Origin of the sequence: Peribacillus simplex NBRC 15720 = DSM 1321 (assembly GCF_002243645.1) — a bacterium.
In the GTDB taxonomy this organism is placed as follows: domain Bacteria; phylum Bacillota; class Bacilli; order Bacillales; family DSM-1321; genus Peribacillus; species Peribacillus simplex.
This window is the reverse complement of sequence record NZ_CP017704.1, coordinates 2,966,547-2,992,634: the sequence shown is the minus strand read 5'-3', so window position 1 is coordinate 2,992,634 and position 26,088 is coordinate 2,966,547. Positions and strand designations below refer to the sequence as shown.

Genomic DNA, 26,088 nt, shown 5'->3' with positions numbered 1-26,088 from the left:
GTACACCTCATTTTAATAAAAGGCCGGACTTAGTGTCTGATAGTATTGCTAGGCGGCCTCCATATGTTGCCTGTAAGTATTCGGGAATGAACACTTCTTCTGTCGGACCTATTTTCATCACCTTTTTATTCAATAACATCGTCCAGTCGAAATATTCCTTCACAGTGGATAGGTCATGATGCACAACCAGAACTGTTTTGCCTTTTTCCTTCAATTCCATCAGCAATTGTATGATTGCTTTCTCAGTTGCCGCATCCACCCCTACGAACGGTTCATCCATAAAGTAAATATCCGCTTCCTGTGCCAATGCACGGGCCAGGAATATCCGTTGCTGCTGTCCACCTGATAGCTGGCTGATCTGGCGGTTAGCGTATTCAGCCATTCCCACCTTATCCAGGCACTCCATCCCCTTCTGCCTCTCGGACTTCCCTGGTCGCTTCAGCCATCCGAGATGACCATATCTGCCCATCATCACGACATCGAGTGCGTTGGTTGGAAAATCCCAATCCACTGACTCACGCTGTGGTACATAGCCAATACTCTTCCTCATCGATTTATAAGTCGAACCCTTTATTGTGATTTGCCCCGATATTTTTGGGATCAATTCCAGTATTCCCTTTATCAAAGTGGACTTCCCTGCTCCATTGGGGCCTATGATACCGATTAAATTCCCTTCCGGCACCTCAAATGAGACATCTTCGACAACCGGCTTCTTATGATATGCAATCGTTAAATTCTCGACCTTCAAAGCTGCTTGATTCATAGTTTCTCCCCCTTATTTCAAAGCATGAACGATGGTGTCGGTATTATGACGGACCATCCCGATATACGTTCCTTCTTCCGTCCCTTTTTCACCCATTGCATCCGAGAACAATTCACCGCCGATTTCAACTTTGTGGCCCTGCTTCCCTGCACCTTGAATGACAGCCTCGATAGCCTTCCTTGGTACGCTTGACTCAATGAAAATCGCTTTTATTTTGTTCTCCACAAGATAATTCCGCATATCAGTAACATCTTTTGATCCATATTCCGATAATGTATTGATTCCTTGGAGACCCCTTACGTCCAGGCCATATGACTTACCGTAGTATCCAAAAGCATCATGTGCTGTAACGAGCACCCGTTGATCTTCTGGAATTTTATTAATTTCATCTTGAACATATTTATCAAGTTCCTCCAATTGCAGGACGTACTCTTCATAATTTTCACGAAACTCCGCTTCATGGTCCGGATCATTGGCAATCAACTCTTTCTTGACTGTGTCCGCCGCTACGATCCAAAGCTTTACATCAAACCATACGTGGGGATCATGCTCCGTAGCACTCACTTTGCGAAGCTGGTTCTCCTTGAAGTCCTCCGTTACGGCAATCGTCGGTTTATCCTTGCTCATCATTTCGAATATATCCGTCATTTTCCCTTCAAGATGCACACCATTATAAAAAATCATATCAGCCGAATCCAGTGTCTCCACATCACCCTGTGTCGCTTTATATAGATGGGGGTCGACTCCCGGTCCCATTAAACTGGTGACCTCGACATGTTTACCGCCGATATTCTCAACCAAATCCCCAATCATTCCCGTCGTTGTAACGACGTCCAACTTGCCATTGCCGTTATCCTTTTCGACCGTATCATTGCCGCACCCTGTTAAAATCAGCAATGCAGCAAGCACGCCCCCAATAGATTTTAGAAAACCCATCCATATTCCCTCCCTTTTTCATCTCTCTAAAATAGTTTGCCATGTGCAAAACTAAGTGCAAATTTTTTTACATTGTCGTAAACGCTAAAAAGTTTCCTCTATACAACTTAATTTATACTATACACAAATATACTAAAAAAGTGCAACTATTTTTCAAACATTTCAAAAGTCCAATGACTTTTACACACAGCAAAAACTGTCTGGAATCTCTACTAGGGAGCTTCCAGACAGTCAGTCATTTCTATGGAGAGTACTTCTTCCCTTCCGTACATGAAACGTAACGATGAAGTTATATTTATATTGTGGAGTTTTAATGGTGAATATAAACTAGGGGAGCTTTTTTTAATGTTTATAGCGGGACGACGTGAAATTCACGAGTAAATGCGCGGATTTCACGAGTAAAGTACCAAAATACACGAGTAAACGCGGAATTCTTGACGGGCATCAGGCATTTCAAATGCATTGCCACTTATTTTTCCTGTTTCAAGGAAATTGCCAAGTACGCAAATCCCAATTCGATTCCACAAAGCACAAACAGGGTGATTAAAGTTTGGAACATCATGATCCCCTCCTCCTCTAAGATTTAAACCAATCTTAAAGGATGAAACCCATACCAGAACAAGACCTTATTTGAAGAATTCTTCAACAGCCTCACTCTGTTCACTTGCCCTGAAATGGGTTTCATACTGTACAATATAAAAAAAGAAAAAACGGTGATACCATGACAAATATTAAAGAAATTGCTCAATGTGCTGGTGTATCTGTCTCAACAGTGTCTCGTGTATTGAATGATCATCCTTATGTAAGCCCCGATAAAAGAAAGAGCGTTTTAGAAGCCATCGATCGTTTGAATTATTCGAGAAACATCAACGCCATTCATCTTTCAAAAGGCAAAACTAATCTTATCGGCATCATCATCCCCTTCAACAATCACCCATATTACGGGGCAATCGTTAACGGAATCACTAAACAGGCAAATGCAATTGGCTGTCATATAGTCATCTTTCAAACCAATTATGACAGAGAGAAAGAAATCCAGGCTTTGAATATGCTGCAAATGAAGCAGCTCGATGGCATTATCGTTTGTTCAAGGATTTCGGAAATAAAAATCTTTTTGGATTATCAAAAATACGGACCGATCATCTTATGTGAAGATACAGCCCAGGCTGAATTCTCATCCATCAGCATTGATCATTATGCAGCTTTCTCCTGTGCACTTGAGTACGTGATTGCAAAAGGATATAAGAAAATTGGATACAGCCTTGGCCGTAAAAAGAGCAGAAATAGTTCTCATCGTACAAAGGCCTTTAACGATATCATGAATAAACATCAACTGATAAACAATAAAGAATGGCTGTTTGAAGGCAGTTACCACATTAAAGACGGTGAACAATTGTTTCAGGAATGGAATTCAATGTCAGATAAACCTGAAGCCATAATCATCACGAACGATGACACGGCGGCAGGCTTCATTCTTACCGCTAAGAAATCGGGTATAAGGGTACCGGAAGATGTGGCCATTCTCGGCTTCAATAATGATAGCCTTAGTGAAATGCTCGACATCACGACCATTTCCTTACCGCTGGAATGGATCGGGAAAATGGCAGTGGACTTATTTGAGAATCCTGAAGTGGTCAAACATGTAAAACTAGAATACGCTCTAATTAAAAGGAGGACCGTCTAGTTATCAGGATGCTTTATTTTAGTATATCGACATTTGAATTCTTCATTACTGCCATCATTCAATAACTAGGAAAAAATAACCACACAAAATAATCATTGCGATATCCTAGAAGTTATTTTATAATTTTGATATAGTAAAGTTTACTCAGTTACTAGCAATCTACTAGCGATTGCATGAATTTCATGAGTACAATCGTCCGACGTCATTTACAAGCTGGCGCAACGATTTTAGAAAATTGAATACTTCCTCATTTACCGATGAGTTAGAGGCTGCAGCTTATAAAAGTAAAACGGACGAGATTCTGGAAAATTAAAGACTCCGTTTGAAAGGATAAGTTGCCGAAGTTAGGGTATATTCCATGTATATTCTTGCTGGCGGTGTTACCGAACAGGAACACCACTGTCACGTTTTTTCAAAAAGCGTGGGGAGCTATCTTCGGAAGGATAAACGGGTTTATTATAAACAGCCGTCGATCTTTTTCGACTGCTGTTTTTTTATTTTTCGTTCCCTTCCAATAAAAAGGAGTGTAACATCAATTGTCAAATTCACAATCAGCATCAAGCCCTACTGAACTTAAAAGGAGCCTGAAAGCGCGTCATTTAATGATGATTTCATTAGGTGGAACGATTGGAACAGGTTTATTTTTAGCAAGTGGCGGTGCCATTCATTCAGCCGGTCCCGGCGGTGCCTTGGTGGCATACGCGATCATCGGCATCATGGTTTATTACTTAATGACAAGTCTTGCAGAAATGGCAGCGTTCATGCCAGTGGCCGGTTCGTTCCGGGTCTATGCATCCAAATTCGTCGATCCGTCTTTCGGTTTTGCGATTGGTTGGAACTACTGGTATAACTGGGCAATCACCATTGCCGCTGAATTAGCAGCCGTTGTCTTAATTATGAAGTTCTGGTTCCCGGATAGCCCTTCATTTATCTGGAGTGCCATTGCGTTAATCACTATGTTTCTTATCAATTACATGTCAGTTAAAGGTTTCGGGGAAACAGAATTCTGGTTTGCCATGATCAAAGTCGTGACAGTCGTCATTTTCTTGATCACGGGTGTTCTGATCATTCTCGGAATCATGGGTGGGAATGACCCAATTGGTTTTTCCAATTTCACAATGGGCGAAGGTCCCTTTAACGGAGGGTTCTTCACGATTCTAGGCGTATTCATGGCTGCCGGCTTTTCATTCCAAGGAACGGAATTGCTTGGAGTGACTGCTGGTGAAAGTGAAGATCCAGAAAAAAATATCCCTAAAGCGATCAGATCCGTTTTCTGGCGCATCCTCTTGTTCTATATTCTTGCAATTTTCGTTATTGGAATGATCATTCCGTTTACGGATTCACGTTTATTGAGTCAAGATGTTGCCGTAAGTCCATTCACGCTTGTATTTGAACGTGCTGGCCTTGCATTTGCTGCATCCATCATGAACGCGATAATTTTATCGTCCGTACTCTCTGCCGGTAACTCTGGCATGTACGCTTCAACCCGTATGCTATGGGACTTGGCACGGGATGGGAAAGCACCGAAATTCCTTGGCAAGTTAGATAAAAGAGGAGTACCCGTAAATGCACTTATCGTGACTTCTTTAGTTGGCTGCGTTGCATTCTTAGCTTCGTTTTTCGGGGATGGCGTCGTTTATATCTGGTTATTGAATGCTTCAGGCATGGCGGGGTTCGTCACCTGGGTCGGAATTGCGATTGCCCATTATCGGTTCCGCAAAGCCTACGCAGCTCAAGGCCTTGATATGAATGCTTTACCATACCGAGCAAAAGGCTTCCCATTCGGGCCTATATTCGCACTTGTCCTTTGTATTATCATTATCATCGGACAAGGGTACCAAGCTTTCAGCAGCGATGGGATCGACTGGAATTCAATGTTTGTTTCCTACATTGGCTTGATTCTATTTTTCGTCCTATGGTTCGGCTATAAAATTAAGCATAAAACGAAAATCATTCCCCTTGAGGAATGTGACCTCAAATCAAAATAATAAGCAAAGGACCTGTTCTTCTCTAATCGGAGAAGAACAGGTCCTTTTTTTCATTTCAAATGATAAACACGGCATTCATATGGACGCAGGGGTTTGCTGGAGATTCCTTCTTCCTCCTGATCATAATTGCCGATCAGCCTTGTGGCAGAATAAGCATGCAGCTCCTCAGGCAAAGTAAAGGAGGCCTGCTCTTCTTTAAAGTTGCATAGTACCAACAGCTTTTCTTCTTCAAACGATCTCGTATAGGCAAATATTCGTTCATCATCTGGCCAAAGCAGTTCAAAACGGCCGTAAACGACGATTTCATGTTTCTTGCGTAATTGGATAAGCTTTTTATAAAAATGAAAAATGGAATTCGGATCATTGTAGGCCTTTTCTGCATTAATCTCGGGAAAATTGGGATTAACCTTAATCCAAGGAGTCCCATTCGTGAATCCTGCGTTCCGGGAGTCATTCCACTGAATCGGTGTCCTCGCATTATCCCTGCTGCGGGCGTGAATGGCTGACATCATCCGCTCTTTTGACCAGCCATGTGAATTGACGAATTCGTCATATGAATTCAATGTTTCGATATCCCGGTATTCATCAATGCTCTCAAATGCAACATTGGTCATGCCCAGCTCTTCCCCTTGATATATATAGGGTGTCCCTTGAAGCAAATGAAGGCAAGCCGCAAGCATCTTTGCGCTTTCAATACGATACTTTCCATCATTACCAAACCTTGAGACAACCCGGGGCTGATCATGGTTGTTCCAGTATAAACTGTTCCAGCCATCCCCCTCCAAACCAGTCTGCCATTTGGAGAGTATTCGCTTTAAATCGGTTAGCTTCCATTTATCGTTACTCCATTTACCTTCCGGTCCGCTCCCCAGATCCATATGTTCGAATTGAAAGACCATATGTAGCTCACCACGATCTTTACCTGTGAACAATTGCGCTTCCTCCGGTGTAACGCCTGGCATCTCCCCAACCGTAATCACGTCATATCTAGAAAGTGCCCGTTGATTGATTTCCTGTAAAAACTCATGTATGCGTGGCCCATTCAGGAAAAAGGGGCTTCCATCACCATACAGCTTTTCATGATGAACGGCTCCATCTGAATAGCTTTGATCTTTTGAAAGGAAGTTGATGACATCCATCCGGAAGCCATCGACACCCTTATCCAGCCACCAAGTCATGATGTTGTAGATTTCTTCACGGAGCTTAGGGTTCTCCCAGTTTAAATCCGGTTGTTTCCTGCTGAATAAATGTAAATAATATTCATCGGTTCCTTCATCATATTCCCATGCTGAACCTTTAAAAATGGACTCCCAATTATTTGGTTCTTTCCCATTCCTGCCAGTTTTCCAAATATAATAATCACGTTTCGGATTATCTTTTGAGGATCGGGATTCCTTGAACCACGGATGTTCATCTGAAGAATGGTTGACCACCAGGTCCATCATGATCTTCATTCCACGTTCATGAACCGCCTTCAACAACCTATCGAAATCAGCCATGGTCCCGAATTCAGTCATGATTGATTTATAATCACTGATATCGTACCCATTGTCATCATTTGGAGATTGATAAACGGGGGATAGCCATATCACGTTCACTCCCAGCTCTTGTAAATAATCGAGCTTCATCAAGATCCCGTTTATATCCCCTATCCCATCACCATCACTATCCATAAAACTCCTTGGATACACTTGATACACAACTGCCTCTTTCCACCATGCTTTGTCCATACCTTTCCCCCTTTTTAGCCGCATTGATATAATCATTACACCAATACCCCTATTATAAAGGGGGAAACTTCAGAATATTCTACTTTTATTCAGCTATTCCCGTTTGAATCATTTCAATATCCAGATCCACCTCGATTGGAATATGGGGATATGCCTTCTCCCAATGTTTTTGATCGAAATTTCTTGTTTTACTTTTTGCGTGATCACCGAGTGCAATCGGATCTATATTGTTCTCCTGAAACATAATTACCATCTCATTTAATTTTTTACCAATGACATGCTCCGCCCTAGCCTCTATTTTATTCAGGTCCAAGGCTTTTCCCAAGTCATAGCCTTGGACCTCTAGCAGACTCGCCTTTAATTTCACTTCAATCCTGACCTTGGGGTCTTGATTGGCATTAGAAATATGATAATGGACACGTGACTCCACGTTATTGATATCTGTAAAGTCATTTTCCTTCCATTTAATTTCATAACTCCCCAGCTTAAAGTTTTCACTAAGGACTTTAAATAAAAATCCGTCCTCATATGGGATATATTTACCGATATAGCGATCCTTTTTAAACAAGGCGATCCCTTTTACCCGAATTTGATCTCCTGCCGTTTCCAATAAGGGCAAGACCGGATCGATTCCTATACCATGACACGCATATAAATACCTGTGCAAATCTACATCAGGCAAATTAGTCCTAATATTCTGTTCGATCAGCTCTTTCACTTGAACCCCTGGAGTTTTGATCAACTTCGGCTCCATTTTAACTACATCCTCCGCTTTGCCATGAACGACCGCTAAAAACAAATCCCTTCCCACCATCGGGTCACGCCTATACGTATCGACATAATCATTTAACCCCATACCTGCCAATTCTGCACCATAGAGAATGACTGTCAGTCTCCCGCCGACTATCGGGAATGGTGTTTTTGCATTTTCCTGCTGGCGGGCTGCCTTTATATCATGGGAGATCGCTTCATATACTTCTTTACCTAGATTTGCTTCCTCCCCAGGCTGAGGAACGCTGACAACGACCGTACCTTTGACTTTCTTATCTTCGGCATCATCATAACCTACGACTTCAGCAATTAAAACATCTTCCAATATTTGCTTTTCCACACCGCACGCCGTCATCAAGAAACAAGCTAATGTTATCAATAGGAGTATGATTTTCATGATTTATGCCCCCTAACTTTATAGACGATCGACTGCCATATGAATAAGAGAGGAAGATACAAATAAATGATATAAAAACCTATTTGCGAACTGATCGTGTTAAACTTATCGATTCTATAGCGATTATCCAAAAAAATGCAGGATATTAAGATGATAAGCAGAATGAAAACTACCATCCTTTTCTGTCTAAATCCAAATACTCTTTTCGCTGTTCTGCTTGCTGCCCAAACCCCTATGCAAACATTCGGCAGCACCATGAACAGCCAAACGGAAATACCTATGTATTCAAACCTTTCAATGAATGGAAGGTCTACAATTTTCCATAACGTCAAAGTGGCCCAAATTACATCTTTCAGCTGATCTTGATGATAGTAGGCTAATGAAACAATAATAGATACCAAATATATCGACATAGTAAATAACGCCCCTAAGTGGGCCCACTTTTGAGATTTTTCACGATTTTTAATGAATGGGTAATAAATCAGGAGTAATTCAAAACCAAGGTAATTCAGGGTCATTTTCTTGCTGGCCTTCATGATTTCCCAAAAGGAATGATCAAGAAAGGGACCCAAATTTTCAAAGTGGGCGTACTTCAATGGGAAATAATTCAAAAGGAATAGTGGCGATCCGATAAAAAGCCCGATTATACAAAAACCAGTAATGGCCCTAAACCCTCCACCCACAAAACTATACACGAGAATAAGAATAAAGGTTAATAACATCAGGACATTGACACCAGGGAACATCCAAACCTGAATGACTTCTAAATAAGTCCTGATAAGAATGATGGAGATCATTATAAAGTAGAGGATGAATAAAATATTGAAAGCATTTCCTACCCATTTGCCAAACAAATCTTTGTGGATGGCGATCAAATCAAGAGTTTTGGGGCCCCTGCCTAATAGCTTGAAACACATCCAAAGCAGAACATTTATGATTAACCCTGATATAAGGACCGCTATCCATGCGTCTTGACCAGCCTCTTTCGCTATGACCCGTTCAAACCCCAATATCCCTACTCCAATCTGCATGCCGGGCATGAGGAAAAAAACAAAAAATGGAGATATTTGTTTAGTTTCATTTGGTTTTAGTTCCATACCTTCTCACCGCTTTCTACGCCTTATTCATCAATATCGCTATAGGGGGTTGGAGTTTCAGTCTCCTTCCTTATCCTTAGCGGATTTTCCGTCCGCAGAAATTGCGGGCGTTTTTTCTGCTTTGAAAAAGGGAGGCGAATCAGACTATCTTTAAAGTCATGAATTCTTAACGGGTAAAGAGGGTCTAAATATGGACTGCCTAGCGAAGTCAATTTCAATAAATGACTTAAAATGAATGCACTGCATAAAGCTATTCCAAACAGTCCGTATAACTGGGCTGCAATTAGAAATGGGAAGCGGATAAGGCGAATCGTATTACTGATTTGGTAAATCGGCACCGTAAATGAAGCCAAGGCAGCTAAAGCGACAAGCATCAACAAGACATTACTGACAAATCCCGCTTCCACAGCGGCTGTACCGATGACTATACCGCCAACAATGCCGATGGTAGAGCCAACCTTAGCAGGCAGCCTGACCGCCGCTTCCCTAAGCAATTCGATCGTCCCTTCCAGCACGATCGCTTCCAATATCGGCGGAAAAGGAATCACGCCCCTCGATGATATTAAGATTGGCAGCAAATCCGTTGGAATCACTTGATAATGATACGTTAAAACGGCAACATACAGAGGTGATGACAAAACGGAAAACAGTACTGCGAAAAGCCGAATCAAACGGAATGATGTACCGAGATTCCATATTTGAAAATAATCTTCAAATGACGAAAAGAATGAAATGATGGTATTGGGACCAACTAATGCATGAGGAGATCCATCCAGCATGATCCCTATTTTCCCTTCCGATAACACACTGGCCAGATGATCAGGCCGCTCCGTATCAATCAGTTGCGGAAACATCGAATTCCGATTATCCGTAATCATTTGGCTCACAAACGAAATATCGACGATCGTATCATATTCTATATCTTCTATTCTCTGCATGACTGTCTTAATGATCTGTTGATTTACTATACCATCTATGTAGAGTACCGCTAACCTCGTTTGCGAGATGCTTCCGACCCGAAATTCCTTGGACTGCAATTCAGGAATGGGCAGCCGGTTACGGATCAGATTCAAATTCGAATCAAGCGATTCTACAAAGGCCTCCTTGGACCCAACGACAGTATACTCCGACTCGGGTGTGGAAATTTGCCTTTTCACACTGTGAACACATGGAATCAGCAAACACATTTCATCATCTTTCTTGTATTGAATCATTACCGATCCGGCCAATACTAACCTTTGAATGTCTTTTATATTTGTCGTCAATTTCATATCTTCCATCGGAATATCGCTTTTTAATTGCTTTAGATCCTGCTTAGGTTGATTCGAAATGACAGACAGTACTTGTTCATGGAGCTGTTGTGCACTAACCAGTGAATTGAAGTAGGAGATGGTATAGCCATCATCATCCGGGAATCGGAAGGTAAGAAAATCATTAGATGCTTTAAACTTTTTAAGGAGTTCTTGAAAATCCTTCGAATTTACCTGAAAGGATGCTGCATCCATTTCCCTCCTGCCCTTAAACAACCTCACCATTCCACCCCCATTACCTATCGAAAATTTTTAGTTCACTCGATTATTGTAACCACCCTATTTAAAGTTAGTCATGATCCACCGATATCCTTAAAATAGGAAAAGACCTATCCGGCATCACCGGATAAGTCTTTACGTCTCTATTCTTTAACAATTACCAATTACCTTGGACTTGGAAAAATGCGTGTTACAAGTTCACGGAACTCTTCAGCAAATCCTGCAACGGGTTTTCCATTCTCGATATCATTCGCATACCCTTTCATTCTTTGAACAAAGTCCGGGTTTGCCGAAACATAAACTTGGTCTACCGATGGATCGGCTCCCCTTACTGCATCAGCAACCTTTTCTTTAAGGTCATTCGGGATATCCTTATCCCCGCCGTCTTTTAATACTGCCCCTACATAGGCATTATTTTCAGTCACGATGACACTTGCATTACTTACTTCCTTCAAGTCTTCAACTCGATTCGAGATATCCTCGGAGACCCTCATATCGTTTATGCCATTATCATTATTATCATCATTAACATTTTGCCTAGTGTCGCTTACATTCATCGGATTATCTAAATTATCCTGATTAGTACGATTCAGGCCAAGATTTTCACTGGCATCTTCTTTATCATTAGGTGAACAACCTGTAATCACTAAAGCCATCATTGCACTTGATACCATCGCTTTATAATTCATTTTCTTCACTCCTCTAAAATTATTTAATATTAATATTTGCGAGGAGACGATAGATTATTCAGAAGAAGTGACCTTCAATCCGATAATTCCAACCAAAATAAAACCGACGAATACCAAACGCATCGCATCCTTAGGCTCGTTAAATACAATGATGCCTACCAGAACAGCCCCAAGAGCCCCAATTCCGGTCCAAATTGCATACGCTGTTCCCATAGGCAGGGTTTTTATCGCCGATGACAAATAATAAAAACTAATAACCATTCCAGCAATCGTTATGAAAGAAGGTAATAATTTCGTAAAACCCTCGGTATACTTTAAACTTGTTGCCCATACCACTTCAAATAATCCTGCAATCACCAATTGAACCCAAGCCAACTTTTTTCCCTCCAATTACAGAAAAAGCCCGAAAGGTCATAAATCATAACCTCCCGGGCTTTTTTCCCTCCGTGTACGCAGATTCCTGCGCGTTTCTCTTGGACCATTCCGGTAAAATTCAACCGAGGAACCCTAGAAACTTCTTATTTCCATACTATATCATGTACATTTCAAATCGGTCAAACGCTTATGAATCACTTCTGTTTCTAAGCTCCCACTTGTCACCTTTAATTGAAAACCAAATATTTTTAAAGGGTTCAGGTATTTCTTTAGCCGCATCAACCGTATATTGTACGGCCTCTTTTTTATATTGAACATCTTCAGTGATTTCATGCTGTGTCATGGTGAGTTGGTCCGTCTCTGATTTAATCTGATCCGTTTTTGCCTGAATGCGTGTAACGGTTTCGGTCACATTATCAATAGTCGGTTTGGAATCCTTAAATGCTTTAAAAGCAAAAAACGCCAAATAGATAATCGATCCGATAAAGAGGGCAAGACTAATATATACAATGACCACCTATGATTCCTCCTTTTATTTTACCTTTACTATACCCGTAATAATTGAGCGGAAAACGAATCCCCATGTATTTTCTTTTATGCCTGGTCATATTATTGAAAGAAAAGGGAGGAATGAAAATGAATCAAATGCCTCTGCTTAAAGCCTGTTTTAAAGCTGGAATACACTTCATTAGACATATGACCATTCAGCAGGCTGCCACTATTGCAGGAATCATTTTTTTAATCATTCATCCAGAAGTTTTTAGCCCCATTTGGCTTACATTGGCAACCTCAGTCTTGATTCTGCTCCTGCTTTGAAGATTGTTGATAACCCCTTTAGTGACCTCCAGCATCTGTTATGGTTTTCTTCGCTAACATCGGCATCCAGATCAGGAAAAAACCAAGAATATACACCAACATTCTTCTCTTGATCTATAGAAGAATGTTCCTGCACGGATCGGTGGCCATCATTTGATTGATATAATCATCAGGAAGGAACCTGCAATGCGTGACTCAATTAATGAACATGAAAAAACGCGTCGTATTAATTTAATCAAACGATTGATTAAAAAGGCATCTGCCTTGAAACCCCTTGTGTCAGCAGAACTTCCCTCCCCCTTCATTTAATGATTACACCACATTTACCATTTTATCAAACACTAAACTATTAGAAAATTACAAAATTTGTGTATAATTAGGCTATATTCATTAACTCTCAAGGAGGAATCATAGTCATGGATGCTCTCATTCAACAGTTCAAGAATTTGCCCACCACCGCGATTTCAGATGCAATGGAAGGGTTGAACAATCTGGAATCAGCGATTAAACCCTTAAAGGAAGAATTTCGTCTGGCCGGACGAGCTTTGACCGTACAGATGCCCGTCGGTGATAATTCAGCCGTGTTAAAAGCAATCGGCGAAGCAAAGGCTGGGGATATAATAGTCGTTGACAGCAAGGGTGATACATACCGGGCTATAGCAGGAGACTTTGTTGTCGGCATGATGCAGACCATGGAAATTGGCGGCCTCGTTGTCGATGGAGTCATTCGTGATCTTGAAGCCATTAAAGAGATGAATTTCCCTGTTTTCAGCAAAGGGACGACAGTTGCCTCAAGCGGCAAGGCAGGTGTAGGACAAACTAATATCCCCATTTCCTGTGGAGGTGTCACCGTATTTCCAGGGGACATTATCATAGGGGACATAGATGGAGTCGTGGTCGTACCCCAAGCCATGGGTGAAGAAATCCTGATCAAAGCAAAGGATAAAATCATAAAAGATGAACAGCGTGCTGAGAAATATGCAGGGAATCCTGATGAAATAAGAAAGTATATTGCACTGATGACCAATAAAGGATGATCTCACGCATATAAAAGAACAGGCAGGAAGCGATGGCTTCCTGCCTGTTCTTTTCATTAGCCTTATTTATCGGTCTTATCTTCCTTTGAACCTTCTTCATCATATGTGTAATCATAATCAGTAGGGTCAATCGGTTTAAAGCCATTTGGAGTATAGAAACGGAGTAAGTCGCCGTTCACTACTTGGTCGGATAAATTGAGCATCGTTTCAGCTCTCTTTTTATAATTGAGGATGGCATCATTTTCCTCGACCAATTCCCCTGTATCCGTATCGTAGTATTTCCCTTTAATGGAAGTGACATCCGGTGTTACAAAATCACCATTCCTGAAAGGTACCACTTCATTATGATCTTTTGACAATAAATCCGAACCGAATTGTACATAATCTTTAGATTCGATTCCTAACAGATGCAATAAAGTCGGGAGAAGGTCAATCTGTCCTCCGTATTGGTGCATATCCCCGCCTTCAACACCTGGAACATGAATCAATAATGGTACACGTTGCAATTGGGCATTCTCAAATGCGCCAACATCCTCGCCAAGCACTTTTGACATGGCTTCTTTATGGTTTTCGGAAATACCATAGTGATCACCATACATAACGATTACCGAGTTATCATATAGACCGGATTCCTTCAGATAATCGAAAAACTCTTTAAGCGCCTCATCGGCATAGCGTGCAGTTTGGAAGTAACTATCAACGGAAGCATCGCCTGTCGTATGCTTACCGATTGTTGCTTTTTCCTGGTCCATGGCATATGGGAAATGATGAGATACCGTTATGAATTTTGTATAGAAAGGCTGTTTAAGCGTTTCTAACATAGGAATCGATTCTTTAAAGAAAGGCTTATCCATTAAACCATAACTTAATACTTCTTCTTTATTTTCCATATTATAATGGTTTGCATCGAAGAACTGATTAAAACCAAGAGACTTATACATATTATCCCGGTTCCAGAAAGATTTGTAATTACCATGGAACACAGCCGATGTGTATCCTTGTTGTCCTAAAATCGCTGGTGCTGCTTGATACGTATTTTGGGATCTATTTGTGAATGCTGCCCCCTGCGGTAAACCGAACAAGGAATTTTCAAGCATGAACTCGGCATCCGCCGTTTTACCTTGGCCTACTTGATGGAAGAAGTTATCAAAGTGCATGAAATCTGACTCATCTGCTGCAAGTGAGTTCAAAAATGGAGTTACTTCTTCCCCATTCAACTTATAATCGATCAGGAAATTCTGCATGGATTCCAAATGCAAGTAGATGACATTCTTACCTTTAGCTGCACCAAAATATTCAGGGTTTGGTTCAGCGCTTGTTGCCTTCGTATAGTTGACCACTTCTGCGATATCCGTGCTATTAGCAGTCGCACGCTGAGCGTATGTTTTAGTATTCTGAACGGCATCATAGACCGTATAGTTAAACATGCCCAAATATTTGACGATATAGTTCCGGTCAAATGTTCTTGATAATAATTGCGGGCGATCCTTTTCAGCAAGTCCCAAATTGATGGCGAAAATTGCAAGTCCCGCTAGGTAAACCATTCCAACTGTACGGCGTTTGACTTTGAAGTCTTCCACTTTAAAGTCTTTGAATCTGTACAATACGATCAAAAGAACCGTATCAAGGAAATAAAATACATCATGGCCTTTAAATAATTCTAAAATACTCGGCCCCAAATCCCCGGCGTTTTGCACTTGCGTCAAGGTTGGCAATGTAATGAAATCGGTAAATGACCGGTAGTATACAATATTGAAGAATAACCATAAGGACATCAATAGGTTCAACCTGATGATCCATTTAAACGATTTTTTGCCTCTAGCCAATAGTGCCAAGCCAAAGAATAAAATGGCTGAACTAATCGGGTTTATGAATAGCAAAAACTGTTGCAGGCCATTTTCAATACCTAAGTTAAATTCAACTCGATATCCAATATAAGTTTTAATCTGAAACATAACTACTGCAATAAAGAAAAAGCCTAGTATGTTATTTGCAAATAAATGCTGGCTTTTTTTGAGAAAATTATTCATGCTTTCACCTCTATTAATCTAGTGGTTTATTTATATAAATTCTTACAAACTTACAGAAGACGGAAAAACGGAAACCTTATAATAGCATTCTTACACTCGGATAGTCAAGATTGTGAAAACCACCTTTTGTCACATCCATGACTCTTATATCCAGAACACTTTTTTAGCTTATGAACAAGCGTTTGAAAAAATAAACAGAGCTTCGCCCGTCTCGAATGCTTAGTGCACCTATAACAAATATATAGGAACTCCATGTCTTAATCCAATAAATATCACCGTAACTTTTTGGGGTTAATGCGGATGACAGTCACGATTTAATTTTACGTCCTTCAGGCTTTTACCATTATAAACGACTCTTTATAAAAAAACCAGTACATTACAAAATATGTAAAGATATAAATCTTCAATTATTGGAAGCTATTGATATAACCAGGGTTTTCTTTCCCGATAATTCGACAGTTTAAAATTGATTGCCGGTTACATGGATGCCCCTCTCTTCCGCACTTTTGATACCCCATTCAAAATCGAAGCCTGCAAAAGTTTGGACCCGTTTATTATTGCGTCCTGCCGCTCCGAAATCCCATAAAATAACAAATGTAATTCGCCTAATATCGACATCATTCCCCTCAGGCTTATTTGATTAGCTTTTTTCAAATAATTTTTCCTAAAAATTAATCCACCCAATTCTCCTCTATCATTTGAAGTGATTTGAAGTGATGATCATATTAATTTTTATTTTTACTTTCCAGGATAATTTTATCATCCATAAAAGATTCAATTTACCAAAGTTCACTTAAATTACAATTTTAAAACCACTTCTGGAACCGGAAAGGATGCAAATGACATTATAATAGGAAGAAACTGAATTTTTTCATATTGGCTGAAGGGTTATATTCTTGCGAAAGGAGCCCATATGAGCCATAGCAGTGCAACGGGTGTGATTATGGCCCTTGTCCCTTTCATTTCCCCTTAATTGGGCTGTAGGGGCTTATAAACTTACCTGTGTTTTGTAATAATTCTTTTCGTCCCCTTTGTTAGTATATTTGTTTCTTCCAGCTTTATTATAAAAAATAAAAAATCCTGCCCTCAATCGAGGACAGGATTTCCTTTAACCATATTTATATTACTTAATGCCTTCTGAAACTTCTTTAACCATAGCGTCAACAGATTCTAAACCGCCGCCTGATAAGTACCAGTAGTTAGGGTCTAGATAAATGATGTTACCTTCTTTAAATGCTTTTGTATTTTTCACAATGTCATTTTCAACAGTTTCTTTCGCTGCAGCTCCATCACCGGCAACCGCATCTCTATCTACAACGAATAGGTAGTCAGGATTCTTTTCAGCAATGTATTCGAAAGAAATACTTTGACCATGTGTCGATACTTCCAATTTATCATCTACTGCAGGGACTCCGAATACATCATGGATGATTCCAAATCTTGAATCCGGTCCGTAAGCACTTACTTTTCCACCGCTAGAAAGAACGATTAAACCAGTTTTGTCAGTTGGGGCTTTTTCTTTCAAAGCATTGATGTTTTCTTCAACACTTGCCAATTCTTTAGCAGCTTCGTCTTCTTTATCGAAGATTTTACCCAAAAGTGTTACGTTTTCTTCAAATGATTCCATATACTTTGTTGTATCTACACCAACAAAAACAGTAGGAGCAATTTTGCTTAATTCCTCATATGCTTCAGATTGACGGCCAGAAATAAGGATTAAGTCAGGAGCAATTTCGTTGATTTTTTCGAAGTCAGGTTCTTTTAATCCGCCGGCATTTTCAGTTGTACCTTTATATTTAGAAAGGTATTTTGGAAGGCCATCATGAGGAACAGCTGCCACTTCCACACCCAATTTATCAAGAGTATCAAGAGCACCCATATCGAATACAACGACTTTTTCAGGGTTTGTTTTTACTTTCGTTTCTCCTAGTTGGTGCTTAACTGTAATTTCTTCGCTTTTAGCATTTTCTTTTTTCGCGCTTGATTCTTCTTTTTCCTTATCTGATCCACAAGCTACAGCCACTACAGCCAGCATTGCAACCAAAAGCAGTAAAGATAATTTCTTAATCATTATGGTCACCTCGAAAAGTATTTTTTTATTTAAAATTACATATTGAATCCTCACCTTCACAGAGTTTACCTTCATCACTTTCCCTGCCATATGAACAGGAGGCGGCTAAAGTCCTGGGCGCCCGCCAACTCTTAACAGCCTAATGAGCGTTTGAGATATTCTGGGACGGCTACGAATACTGAAGTAATTTAAAACCAAATGGAATCGTCTTAAGTGAAGTACACACAGATCTTATTGTCATTGATATTTTGGATTTCAATATCCATATCATAGATTTCCTTTAATACATTGGAATTGATGACTTGTTCGGTAGGTCCATTATGAACAACCTTGCCATCCTTCAATGCGACTATATAGTCGGAATAACAGGATGCAAAATTAATATCATGAATGACGATAATGACCGTTTTCCCTAATTCATCGGCCAATCTCCTCAATACCTTCATGATTTGGACGGAATGCTTCATGTCAAGATTGTTCAGGGGTTCATCAAGAAGTACATACTCCGTGTTCTGAGCAATAACCATGGCAATGAAGGCCCGCTGTTGCTGCCCGCCGCTAAGCTGGTCAAGGAACTTATCCTGCATGTCTGCAAGTTCCATATATTCAATCGCTTCATCGACATATTCCCAATCCTCTTTGGTCAGCTTGCCTTGTGAATACGGAAAACGGCCAAAGGCGACGAGTTCACGAATCGTTAATCGGATATTGATGTGGTTAGCCTGCTTTAAGATGGCAATCTTCTTCGCAAGTTCATTGCTATTGAATTTCCCCATATCCTTACCATCGATCAAGACTTCTCCTGAATCCCGGGTAATGAGCCGGCTGATCATCGAAAGGACGGTACTTTTCCCTGCTCCATTGGGACCGATGAAGGATGTGATTTTGCCTTTCATTATTTCAATGGAAACATCCTCGACAACCGTTTTACTATTATATTTTTTGAATAAATTTTTCACTTCTACCATGATTTATTCTCCTTTAATAGAAGATAGATGAAATAGACACCGCCGACAAAGTTGATGATGACACTCAATGTGGTAGTGAACGTAAAGATCCTCTCCACAATGAATTGGCCGCCGACCAGGGCAATCACACTGATCAGCATTGCACCCGGGATGATATGTTTATGCTGATAGGACTTAATGAATTGATAAGCCACATTTGCAACAAGCAATCCAAGGAACGTGATCGGACCGATCAGGGCAGTCGAAATGGAGATTAAAACCGTAACGACGATTAAAACCCGCTTCGTGACAAAATCATAATCCACACCCAAGTTTATGGCTTGGTCCCTCCCTAGGGACATGACATCTAAATACTTCAAGAATCTCATGAAATATATCATTGCCGCTATCATAAGGATAATAGCTAAAGTTAACAGGTCCGTGTTGACATTATTGAAGCTGGCGAACATTTTATTTTGAATGATTTGAAATTCATTCGGGTCAATCAATACCTGCATGAATGAGGACATGCTGCCGAATAAGGTTCCGAAGATGATACCGATCAGCAATAGGAAGTAAATATTGCGGTTTTTCTTGAACATGAACTTGAACAGCAGGCTGGAAAAAATAAGCATGGCCGCAAGTGTAATCAGGAAATTGAGATTTTTATTCACGATCATGATATGCGTTGAACCGAAGAGGAAAATCACTCCCGTTTGGATCAGCATATACATGGAGTCCAACCCTAAAATGCTTGGTGTCAAGATTTTATTATTCGTGACCGTCTGGAAAATCACTGTTGAAAAAGCTATTGCACAACCAACCACGATGATGGCGATGATTTTTATAACCCTTCTTGGCAGTGCATAATCCCAATTCGGGCCAAGGTCCCAGAAGATATAACCTGCCGTTAAAGCTGCTGCAAGAACAGCCAATATAATGATCCTACTTTTATTATTCATATGCCTTTCTCCTCAGTATCAGATAGATAAATACGGCGCTTCCTATGACACCAACCACGAGTCCGATCGGGATTTCAAATGGATATATGAGGATCCTGCCCAGAATATCGCAGATCAATAGGAATACTGCCCCTAGTAATGCTGTATGAGAAAGACTCTTTTTCAAATTGTCACCAAGGTAAAGAGATACAATATTTGGTACGATCAATCCTATGAAAGGAATCGTTCCCACCGTTAACAAAACGACAGTGGAGGATAATGCCACGATGATCAACCCAAAATTGACTATAAGCTTATAATTGAGTCCTAGATTGATAGCAAACTCCTCACCCATCCCTGCCACAGTGAATTTATTGGCAAAGAAGTATGCGAGAATGACTAGAGGGATACTTACATATATAAGTTCATACCTTCCCGACATGATCATCGAGAAATCCCCATTCATCCAAGTGTTGAGGCTTTGAATCAAATCATATTTATAGGCAAAGAAAGTCGAGATGGATCCGACGATATTACCAAACATCAAACCAACCAATGGAATGAAAATCGTATCCTTATATTTCACTTGATCAAGAATTTTCATGAACAAGAATGTACCTGCCAAAGCGAATATGAAAGCGAATGCCATTTTCTCAATAAGTGCTGCCGATGGAAAAATGATAATGGCAAGAAGAAGTCCAAGCCTTGCAGAATCCATGGTTCCGGCAGTCGTCGGGGATACAAATTTATTGCGGCTCAATTGCTGCATGATCAGACCGCTTATACTCATCACAATACCGGCAATGACTATGGTCACCATTCTGGGGAAACGGCTTTGCAGCATGATTTGCACTTTATCATCACTTAGATCCAATAAATCCAAGGGGGTAATATCTTTTACACCAATGAATAATGACGTAAATGATAAAACAACTAACGCCATGACTAAATATCTTATCTTCATCTACATTTCCTACTCTTCCTATCTCAGTTAATACAGCGATAATATTTTTAATTAAAGATATTTGAATAAAGACTATCGCAAAGTCACCTATTGAAGTGGAAATCATGAAGTTGCAATAGTTACAAAGTTCTTCCATTCGTGATAATGAGATTCATTATCATTCATTCTTATTCTATCATTTCTTAGACATGTGTCAACATATACAAGGGAATTACTTTAATAAACTCCGGCTAGTCATATTGTAATGAATTTGGATGAATCAATCATGCATTTCGTTAAAGGAAGTGATAAAATCAAAATAACAAATATTTACTCCTCCAATGAAAGAAGCGATATGATGAAAAATTTGCTATCCAAAGTGTTCTCAAAAAAGGCGAAAATCCAGATTGAATTTTGCCAAAATAATCTTGACCGCTTCCTTAATGAACAAACAGTTGCCGATTATGGTAAATTCTTATCGAATCCAAGGATTCAATATAAGGAATATGAATGTTTGAGTGAGTGTAAACTTTGTAAGAAAACCCCCTATGCGAAAGTGAACGGCCAGATAATGAGTGGCGAAGATTCACAGGACCTTTTGAATCAGTTACATGATGAATTGAAATGATACGGGCCAAGCAAATTGCTTGATCCGTATCATTTTGACTTTCTACCTGTAATTATACAGAATACAGGTGATGAACATCTATTAAAAGGAATTGCGAAATGTGCTATGGAATCATTAATCTAGTCATTACTTCCTGTTTTTTACTATCCTCTATGTTTTCACTGTATAAATAGCTTAATATATGATAATTTATGGAAAAAGATAGACAGGAGGACGTCCATGAAAAAAATCATTCCTACCATCGTATCAGTCGTAACACTAGGTCTTGTCACTGGATTGCCTGGCCCCATAGCCGAAGCAGAAGAATTCACCCCTTATTATGGAAATGGTCCAAGCTACATTCAACCAGATAACCTCTCCCACCTTTTCCCTGACCCTAATGTATCTTTTAATACCCCTGCCTTTAAACAAAACAAGATCGCCTTTACGAGCCAGGAAGAAATGTTGGATCATATCAAGTCCCTCTCTCATAAAAACAAGAACATCCAGGTCAAGACGATAGGTAAATCCACAGAAGGACGCGACATTCCGATGCTTCTTTTCAGCAAGGATTCAAAAAGACTGAATAAGGGTTCTCATAAACCATTGATTTGGATCCAAGGCCAGATCCATGGCAATGAACCCGCATCAGGTGAATCAACATTAGTCCTTGCACAATGGCTGGCTGAAGGCAAGCTTGGTGATGTCCTTGATAAAGTGAATATTGCCATCGTCCCACGCGTCAATCCTGATGGCTCTTATTATTTCAAACGATATACCGCAAATGACATGGATGCGAATAGGGACTACTTAAAAGTGGAGTATCCTGAAGTACAGGCGATTCATCAGTCAATCGATGATTATGAACCGGAAGTCATTCTGGATGTACATGAATATACAGTGAATCCCGCCCCCCTCAAAAAGGTGGGAGCAAATGGATCGATCGCTTCCTATGATTTACTCATCTCCTCAGCCAAGAATTTAAATATTCCCGAACCGCTTCGAAAAGCTTCCGATGAACTGCTTTTACCTAATGTTTTTAAAACATTGGATAAAGAAAAGCTTTCCTATCACGATTACTATACACTGGCTACTTCTGATGATGGAGTCCTTACCGCCACAGAAGGCAGCACAGAAGCCCGGATTGGCCGAAACGCCCTCGGTTTGAAAAATACAATGACCTATTTAATTGAAACAAGAGGAATCAATATCGGCCGTACGGATTTTAAACGACGTGTTTTTGCACAAGCTACAGCACAGGCAGCATTCATCAAAACGGCCGCCGAACAGGCCAGTAAAGTTAAAAAGGCCGTTAAACAGGCCGAAACTGAAGTCGTGCAAAAAGGGCGAAAAGCAAATGATAACGATAAAATTGTCATCACCAGCGAAAATAAATTGGTTAAGGATCAAAAATTGACAGTAGTCGATTTAGCGAAAGCTAAAATGGTCGATGCCTCCATCGATTGGCTGGATTCTACAGATGCCTACCCTACCCTTGTTAGAGATCGTCCGACAGCTTATATCCTTCCACCAGAATATAAAAATATCGCCCAGAAACTTCAGCTATTGGGAGTAGAAGTGAAAAAATTAAAAAAACCTATGAAAGTAGCTGTTGAAAGCTATAGCGTCAAGGATTTAAAAGTTTCCGCTGAACTGGAAAGCGGACATTCCACAAGGGAAGTAACGACCACGGTTACTTCAAAAACCCGGGATTTCCCAAAAGGAAGCTATGTTTTCGACATGGCCCAGCCTGATGCCAACTTCATCTCCCTTGCCCTCGAACCAGAAGGCATAGACAGCTATGTGACATTCAATTTCATCCCGGCTGACAAGGGAAAAGAACTGCCGATTTACCGCTATATGCAGCCATCTTCCTTACCCGTTAAATGATGCATAGTATCTAAATGACGCTTTGGCAGCTTTCATTGCCAAAGCGTTTTTTATTTCCACCCTCCTTTAATCATGTAGGACGATATGCCTGACATGATTTCTTGAATGCAACGACAAGTTTTGAATATACATATAAACGGAAAATGTGTTTTTAGAGGAGGAAAGTCTTTGAACCAACATGTACAATTGGAAATCAATCGCCTTGTTCATCGCTTGAAACAAGACCAATCCGCTGATGGTTCGTGGAATTATCCCTTTGACACCGGGATAACGGCAGATGCCTATATGATTATTTTATTGAAAATTTTAGATATGGAAGATGCTCCTCTTATAGAGGCTTTAGTAAAAAGAATCGAAAGCAAGCAAACGGAAAACGGTTCATGGAAACTTTTCCAAGACGAGAAGGACGGCAATGTTACGGTTACGATCGAGGCTTACTATGGCCTTCTTTTTAGCGGACTCCGCAATAAGCACGATCCCCATATGAGGAAAGCCAAACAGTTCATTCTTTCCAAGGGTGGCATCAAACAGGCCAAGATGTTAACGAAAATGATGCTTACTGTCACCGGACAATATCAATGGCCGCTCCTATTCCCCATTCCTCTCGAAGTGGTCTTACTGCCTCCGACCTTTTTCGTCAGCATTTATGATCTTTCAGTATATGGGCGGGTCAACATGATTCCATTGCTATTGCTTGGCCATAAAAAGTTTCAGCTCAAGACCCCTGCCACTCCAAGTTTAAAAGATTTATTTCTAACAAGAGAGGACCGTTCCGAAGAGCATATGTGGGAAGAGTATCGTACCGAAGAATATCGTTCCTTTTTCTCTAAACTTCAAAAAGGCGTCAAAACTTTGATTGGTTATCCGGATTATTTGCATTCCTTAGCCTTGGATTCAACGAAAAGGTTCATGCTCGACAGGCTGGAACCAGACGGGACACTGTACAATTATTTCGGCTCTACCTTTTTCATGATCTTTGCCCTCCTTTCAATTGGATATTCGAAAAAGGATCCAGTGATTCTAAAGGCAATTGCCGGTCTGAAGGGGATGGCCTGCTCCATTGAGGGCCACACACATATCCAATTCACAACGCCCCATGTTTGGAATACCTCCTTAATAAGCTACGCCCTTCAAGAATCGGGCATACCTTCCAAAGACCCAACGGTTAAGGCCGCCAATCAGTACTTACTGTCACGCCAGCATTATATGTATGGAGATTGGCTGATCCATAATCCTAACGCGATTCCAGGCGGCTGGGGGTTCTCGGATTTCAATACCATGAATCCGGATGTCGATGATACGACTGCCTCACTGCGGGCGCTAGCTAAGCAATTGCAAGCAAAACCGGATATTTGGGACAGCTGGCAGCGCGGTGTCTCCTTCACGATATCCATGCAAAATGATGATGGTGGATTTCCAGCCTTCGAACGGAATAACGACCATCAATGGCTGCACCTTCTCCCTATAGAGGGTTCGAAATATCTCCTGACTGACCCTTCTACCGCTGATTTGACAGGAAGAACGCTTGAATTCCTGGGGAACTATACAAATATGAAGAAGCCGGAAGAAGTTAGTAAAAGAGCGGTGGAGTGGCTATTGGAGGACCAGAAGCGTGATGGCTCCTGGTACGGGCGCTGGGGCATCTGCTATCTATATGGCACATGGGCTGCACTGACCGGCATGAAGGCAGCAGGGCAAGCCACTGGACATCCATCCATCCAAAAAGCCTTAACTTGGTTGAAGAAAATTCAAAATAAAGATGGTGGCTGGGGTGAATCTTGTTACAGTGATATCAAGCAACGATATATCCCCCTCGGAGCAAGTACACTGACACATACAGCTTGGGCTGTGGATGCGTTGATATCGGCATCTGATAGGCCGACAGCCGAAATAGAAAAAGGCATTGCCTATCTCATCCGTGCAGGTCAACAAGAAAGCTGGACCAATGATTATCCTGCAGGCCAGGGAATGGCAGATTTTTTGTATATCCATTATCATAGCTATCGCTATATTTATCCCCTTTTAACCTTAAGTCATTATAATAAAAAATTCCTGAAGACTTAATCGCCAGTGTTTTTTATCATATAAAGGTGAATATGTGGATTACCTGTGGAAAAGTAGTGAATAACACGGGAGAGTTATCCACAATCCGAGGTTATCCACATTCATTTATCCGAAAAGTGCTAAATGTAAGAAATTTTCCGTCATTTTTGTTGATAAATTCATTTCGGATATGTAAGAATGACTTGTTTTATACAGGCTTTGTGGATAGTTTGGGGATGACCACTATTATGTGAAAACTTTATCCAGTTTATCACTATAAAATTCTATGGCCTTCGCATAAGATTGTATTTCTCGATCCTTAGAGGTTTCGGCAATTATCTTCAATAGAGATTCCATTGCAAGATCATGTATGCCCAAATTATAAAATGCCATGGCCCTGAATACCAATAAAGCCTTATCCTCAGGAAACTTCGCCAGCCCAGATTCCAATGTCTGTCTAGACTTTTCATACTCCCCTATGGTGCGATATGTGCTCCCCAACCCTAGGTAGGCCCCTTTTGCATCCTCCTCCGGCAGACCTAATTTGAGTGCCGCTTCATAATAGGGCACCGCCTTTACCTCATGTCCAAGAATATCCAAACTCCAGGCACACCGATACTGTATGACTGCATCCATGGGATTTTGCTTTGCCAGATCCATCAATAACCGATTGGATTTTTCGAATTCTTTCTTTCCCCTTAATGACAGTGCCATTTCCAAATTTCCCATTGCCATTCCTCCATTGAATAAAATTCCTTATTGCCCCTATTCGCGATTCCCCATTTTAATTCCTTCTTAATCATT

At 40.6% G+C, this 26,088-nt stretch carries 22 protein-coding genes and 2 riboswitches; of the genes, 7 read left to right on the top strand and 15 right to left on the bottom strand.

The window, feature by feature from the left end:
• Nucleotides 1–7: 7 nt before the first annotated feature.
• Both BS1321_RS14265 and BS1321_RS14260 read right to left on the bottom strand, forming a co-directional pair.
• Nucleotides 8–763, bottom strand: a complete 756-nt coding sequence (locus BS1321_RS14265) for a metal ABC transporter ATP-binding protein (RefSeq protein ID WP_063234010.1) — start codon at nt 761–763, stop codon at nt 8–10.
• A gap of 12 nt (nt 764–775) precedes the next feature.
• The gene (locus tag BS1321_RS14260; protein ID WP_063234009.1) at nt 776–1,699 is read right to left on the bottom strand and encodes a metal ABC transporter solute-binding protein, Zn/Mn family; all 924 of its coding nucleotides are present in this window, start codon (nt 1,697–1,699) and stop codon (nt 776–778) included.
• A 721-nt stretch (nt 1,700–2,420) separates the two neighbouring features.
• Here BS1321_RS14260 and BS1321_RS14255 point away from each other — a divergent pair.
• Both BS1321_RS14255 and BS1321_RS14250 read left to right on the top strand, forming a co-directional pair.
• Nucleotides 2,421–3,383, top strand: a complete 963-nt coding sequence (locus BS1321_RS14255; RefSeq protein ID WP_063234008.1) for a LacI family DNA-binding transcriptional regulator — start codon at nt 2,421–2,423, stop codon at nt 3,381–3,383.
• A 255-nt stretch (nt 3,384–3,638) separates the two neighbouring features.
• A riboswitch (Lysine riboswitch) is annotated at nt 3,639–3,823 on the top strand.
• Between the two features lie 96 nt (nt 3,824–3,919).
• Nucleotides 3,920–5,371, top strand: a complete 1,452-nt coding sequence (locus tag BS1321_RS14250) for an amino acid permease (protein ID WP_063234007.1) — start codon at nt 3,920–3,922, stop codon at nt 5,369–5,371.
• A 50-nt stretch (nt 5,372–5,421) separates the two neighbouring features.
• Here BS1321_RS14250 and BS1321_RS14245 read toward each other — a convergent pair whose 3' ends face one another.
• The 7 genes from BS1321_RS14245 to BS1321_RS14215 form a co-directional block, all read right to left on the bottom strand.
• The gene (locus BS1321_RS14245; RefSeq protein WP_063234006.1) at nt 5,422–7,101 is read right to left on the bottom strand and encodes a glycoside hydrolase family 13 protein; all 1,680 of its coding nucleotides are present in this window, start codon (nt 7,099–7,101) and stop codon (nt 5,422–5,424) included.
• Between the two features lie 85 nt (nt 7,102–7,186).
• The gene (locus tag BS1321_RS14240) at nt 7,187–8,269 is read right to left on the bottom strand and encodes a Ger(x)C family spore germination protein (protein ID WP_063234005.1); all 1,083 of its coding nucleotides are present in this window, start codon (nt 8,267–8,269) and stop codon (nt 7,187–7,189) included.
• Entirely contained in the window at nt 8,266–9,366 is a 1,101-nt protein-coding gene (locus tag BS1321_RS14235; protein ID WP_063234004.1) for a GerAB/ArcD/ProY family transporter, read from the bottom strand. Before BS1321_RS14235 ends, BS1321_RS14240 begins: the two co-directional genes overlap by 4 nt.
• Nucleotides 9,367–9,389: 23 nt before the next feature.
• On the bottom strand, nt 9,390–10,898 hold the full coding sequence (locus BS1321_RS14230) for a spore germination protein (protein WP_230159857.1): 1,509 nt from the start codon (nt 10,896–10,898) through the stop codon (nt 9,390–9,392).
• 161 nt (nt 10,899–11,059) lie between these two features.
• Nucleotides 11,060–11,584: a YhcN/YlaJ family sporulation lipoprotein gene (locus BS1321_RS14225; protein WP_063234002.1), complete on the bottom strand. Its 525-nt coding sequence runs from the start codon at nt 11,582–11,584 to the stop codon at nt 11,060–11,062.
• A gap of 54 nt (nt 11,585–11,638) precedes the next feature.
• Nucleotides 11,639–11,959: a quaternary ammonium compound efflux SMR transporter SugE gene (gene sugE, locus BS1321_RS14220; protein WP_063234001.1), complete on the bottom strand. Its 321-nt coding sequence runs from the start codon at nt 11,957–11,959 to the stop codon at nt 11,639–11,641.
• 48 nt (nt 11,960–12,007) lie between these two features.
• A riboswitch (guanidine-I (ykkC/yxkD leader) is annotated at nt 12,008–12,106 on the bottom strand.
• Nucleotides 12,107–12,146: 40 nt separating this feature from the next.
• Entirely contained in the window at nt 12,147–12,476 is a 330-nt protein-coding gene (locus BS1321_RS14215) for a DUF948 domain-containing protein (protein ID WP_063234000.1), read from the bottom strand.
• A 119-nt stretch (nt 12,477–12,595) separates the two neighbouring features.
• On the opposite strand from BS1321_RS14215, the gene BS1321_RS14210 reads away from it, so the two are divergent.
• The gene (locus tag BS1321_RS14210; protein WP_063233999.1) at nt 12,596–12,775 is read left to right on the top strand and encodes a hypothetical protein; all 180 of its coding nucleotides are present in this window, start codon (nt 12,596–12,598) and stop codon (nt 12,773–12,775) included.
• Between the two features lie 416 nt (nt 12,776–13,191).
• Nucleotides 13,192–13,812 (top strand): RraA family protein, encoded by a 621-nt coding sequence (locus BS1321_RS14205; RefSeq protein ID WP_063233998.1) that lies wholly within the window; start codon nt 13,192–13,194, stop codon nt 13,810–13,812.
• 62 nt (nt 13,813–13,874) lie between these two features.
• Here BS1321_RS14205 and ltaS read toward each other — a convergent pair whose 3' ends face one another.
• From ltaS to BS1321_RS14175, 5 genes are all read right to left on the bottom strand, one after another.
• On the bottom strand, nt 13,875–15,842 hold the full coding sequence (ltaS, locus tag BS1321_RS14200) for a lipoteichoic acid synthase (RefSeq protein WP_063233997.1): 1,968 nt from the start codon (nt 15,840–15,842) through the stop codon (nt 13,875–13,877).
• Between the two features lie 1,123 nt (nt 15,843–16,965).
• Nucleotides 16,966–17,910 (bottom strand): siderophore ABC transporter substrate-binding protein, encoded by a 945-nt coding sequence (locus BS1321_RS14190; protein ID WP_174524176.1) that lies wholly within the window; start codon nt 17,908–17,910, stop codon nt 16,966–16,968.
• Nucleotides 17,911–18,122: 212 nt separating this feature from the next.
• Nucleotides 18,123–18,881 (bottom strand): iron ABC transporter ATP-binding protein, encoded by a 759-nt coding sequence (locus tag BS1321_RS14185; protein WP_063233995.1) that lies wholly within the window; start codon nt 18,879–18,881, stop codon nt 18,123–18,125.
• Nucleotides 18,875–19,822, bottom strand: a complete 948-nt coding sequence (locus BS1321_RS14180; protein WP_063233994.1) for an iron chelate uptake ABC transporter family permease subunit — start codon at nt 19,820–19,822, stop codon at nt 18,875–18,877. The genes BS1321_RS14185 and BS1321_RS14180 overlap by 7 nt, the downstream gene beginning before the upstream one ends.
• On the bottom strand, nt 19,815–20,765 hold the full coding sequence (locus tag BS1321_RS14175) for an ABC transporter permease (protein ID WP_063233993.1): 951 nt from the start codon (nt 20,763–20,765) through the stop codon (nt 19,815–19,817). The genes BS1321_RS14180 and BS1321_RS14175 overlap by 8 nt, the downstream gene beginning before the upstream one ends.
• A 265-nt stretch (nt 20,766–21,030) precedes the next feature.
• Here BS1321_RS14175 and BS1321_RS14170 point away from each other — a divergent pair, with 265 nt between their 5' ends.
• The 3 genes from BS1321_RS14170 to shc all read left to right on the top strand — a co-directional run bounded on the left by BS1321_RS14170 (nt 21,031) and on the right by shc (nt 25,305).
• Nucleotides 21,031–21,372: a DUF1450 domain-containing protein gene (locus BS1321_RS14170; protein WP_230159839.1), complete on the top strand. Its 342-nt coding sequence runs from the start codon at nt 21,031–21,033 to the stop codon at nt 21,370–21,372.
• A 219-nt stretch (nt 21,373–21,591) separates the two neighbouring features.
• Nucleotides 21,592–23,241: a M14 family metallopeptidase gene (locus BS1321_RS14165; RefSeq protein WP_063233992.1), complete on the top strand. Its 1,650-nt coding sequence runs from the start codon at nt 21,592–21,594 to the stop codon at nt 23,239–23,241.
• 168 nt (nt 23,242–23,409) lie between these two features.
• Nucleotides 23,410–25,305, top strand: coding sequence for a squalene--hopene cyclase (shc, locus tag BS1321_RS14160; protein WP_063233991.1), 1,896 nt, complete (start codon nt 23,410–23,412; stop codon nt 25,303–25,305).
• Between the two features lie 225 nt (nt 25,306–25,530).
• Here shc and BS1321_RS14155 read toward each other — a convergent pair whose 3' ends face one another.
• Nucleotides 25,531–26,013 carry a tetratricopeptide repeat protein gene (locus BS1321_RS14155; RefSeq protein WP_174524174.1) on the bottom strand — a complete coding sequence of 161 codons (483 nt, stop codon included), beginning with the start codon at nt 26,011–26,013 and terminating at the stop codon, nt 25,531–25,533.
• Nucleotides 26,014–26,088 lie beyond the last annotated feature (75 nt).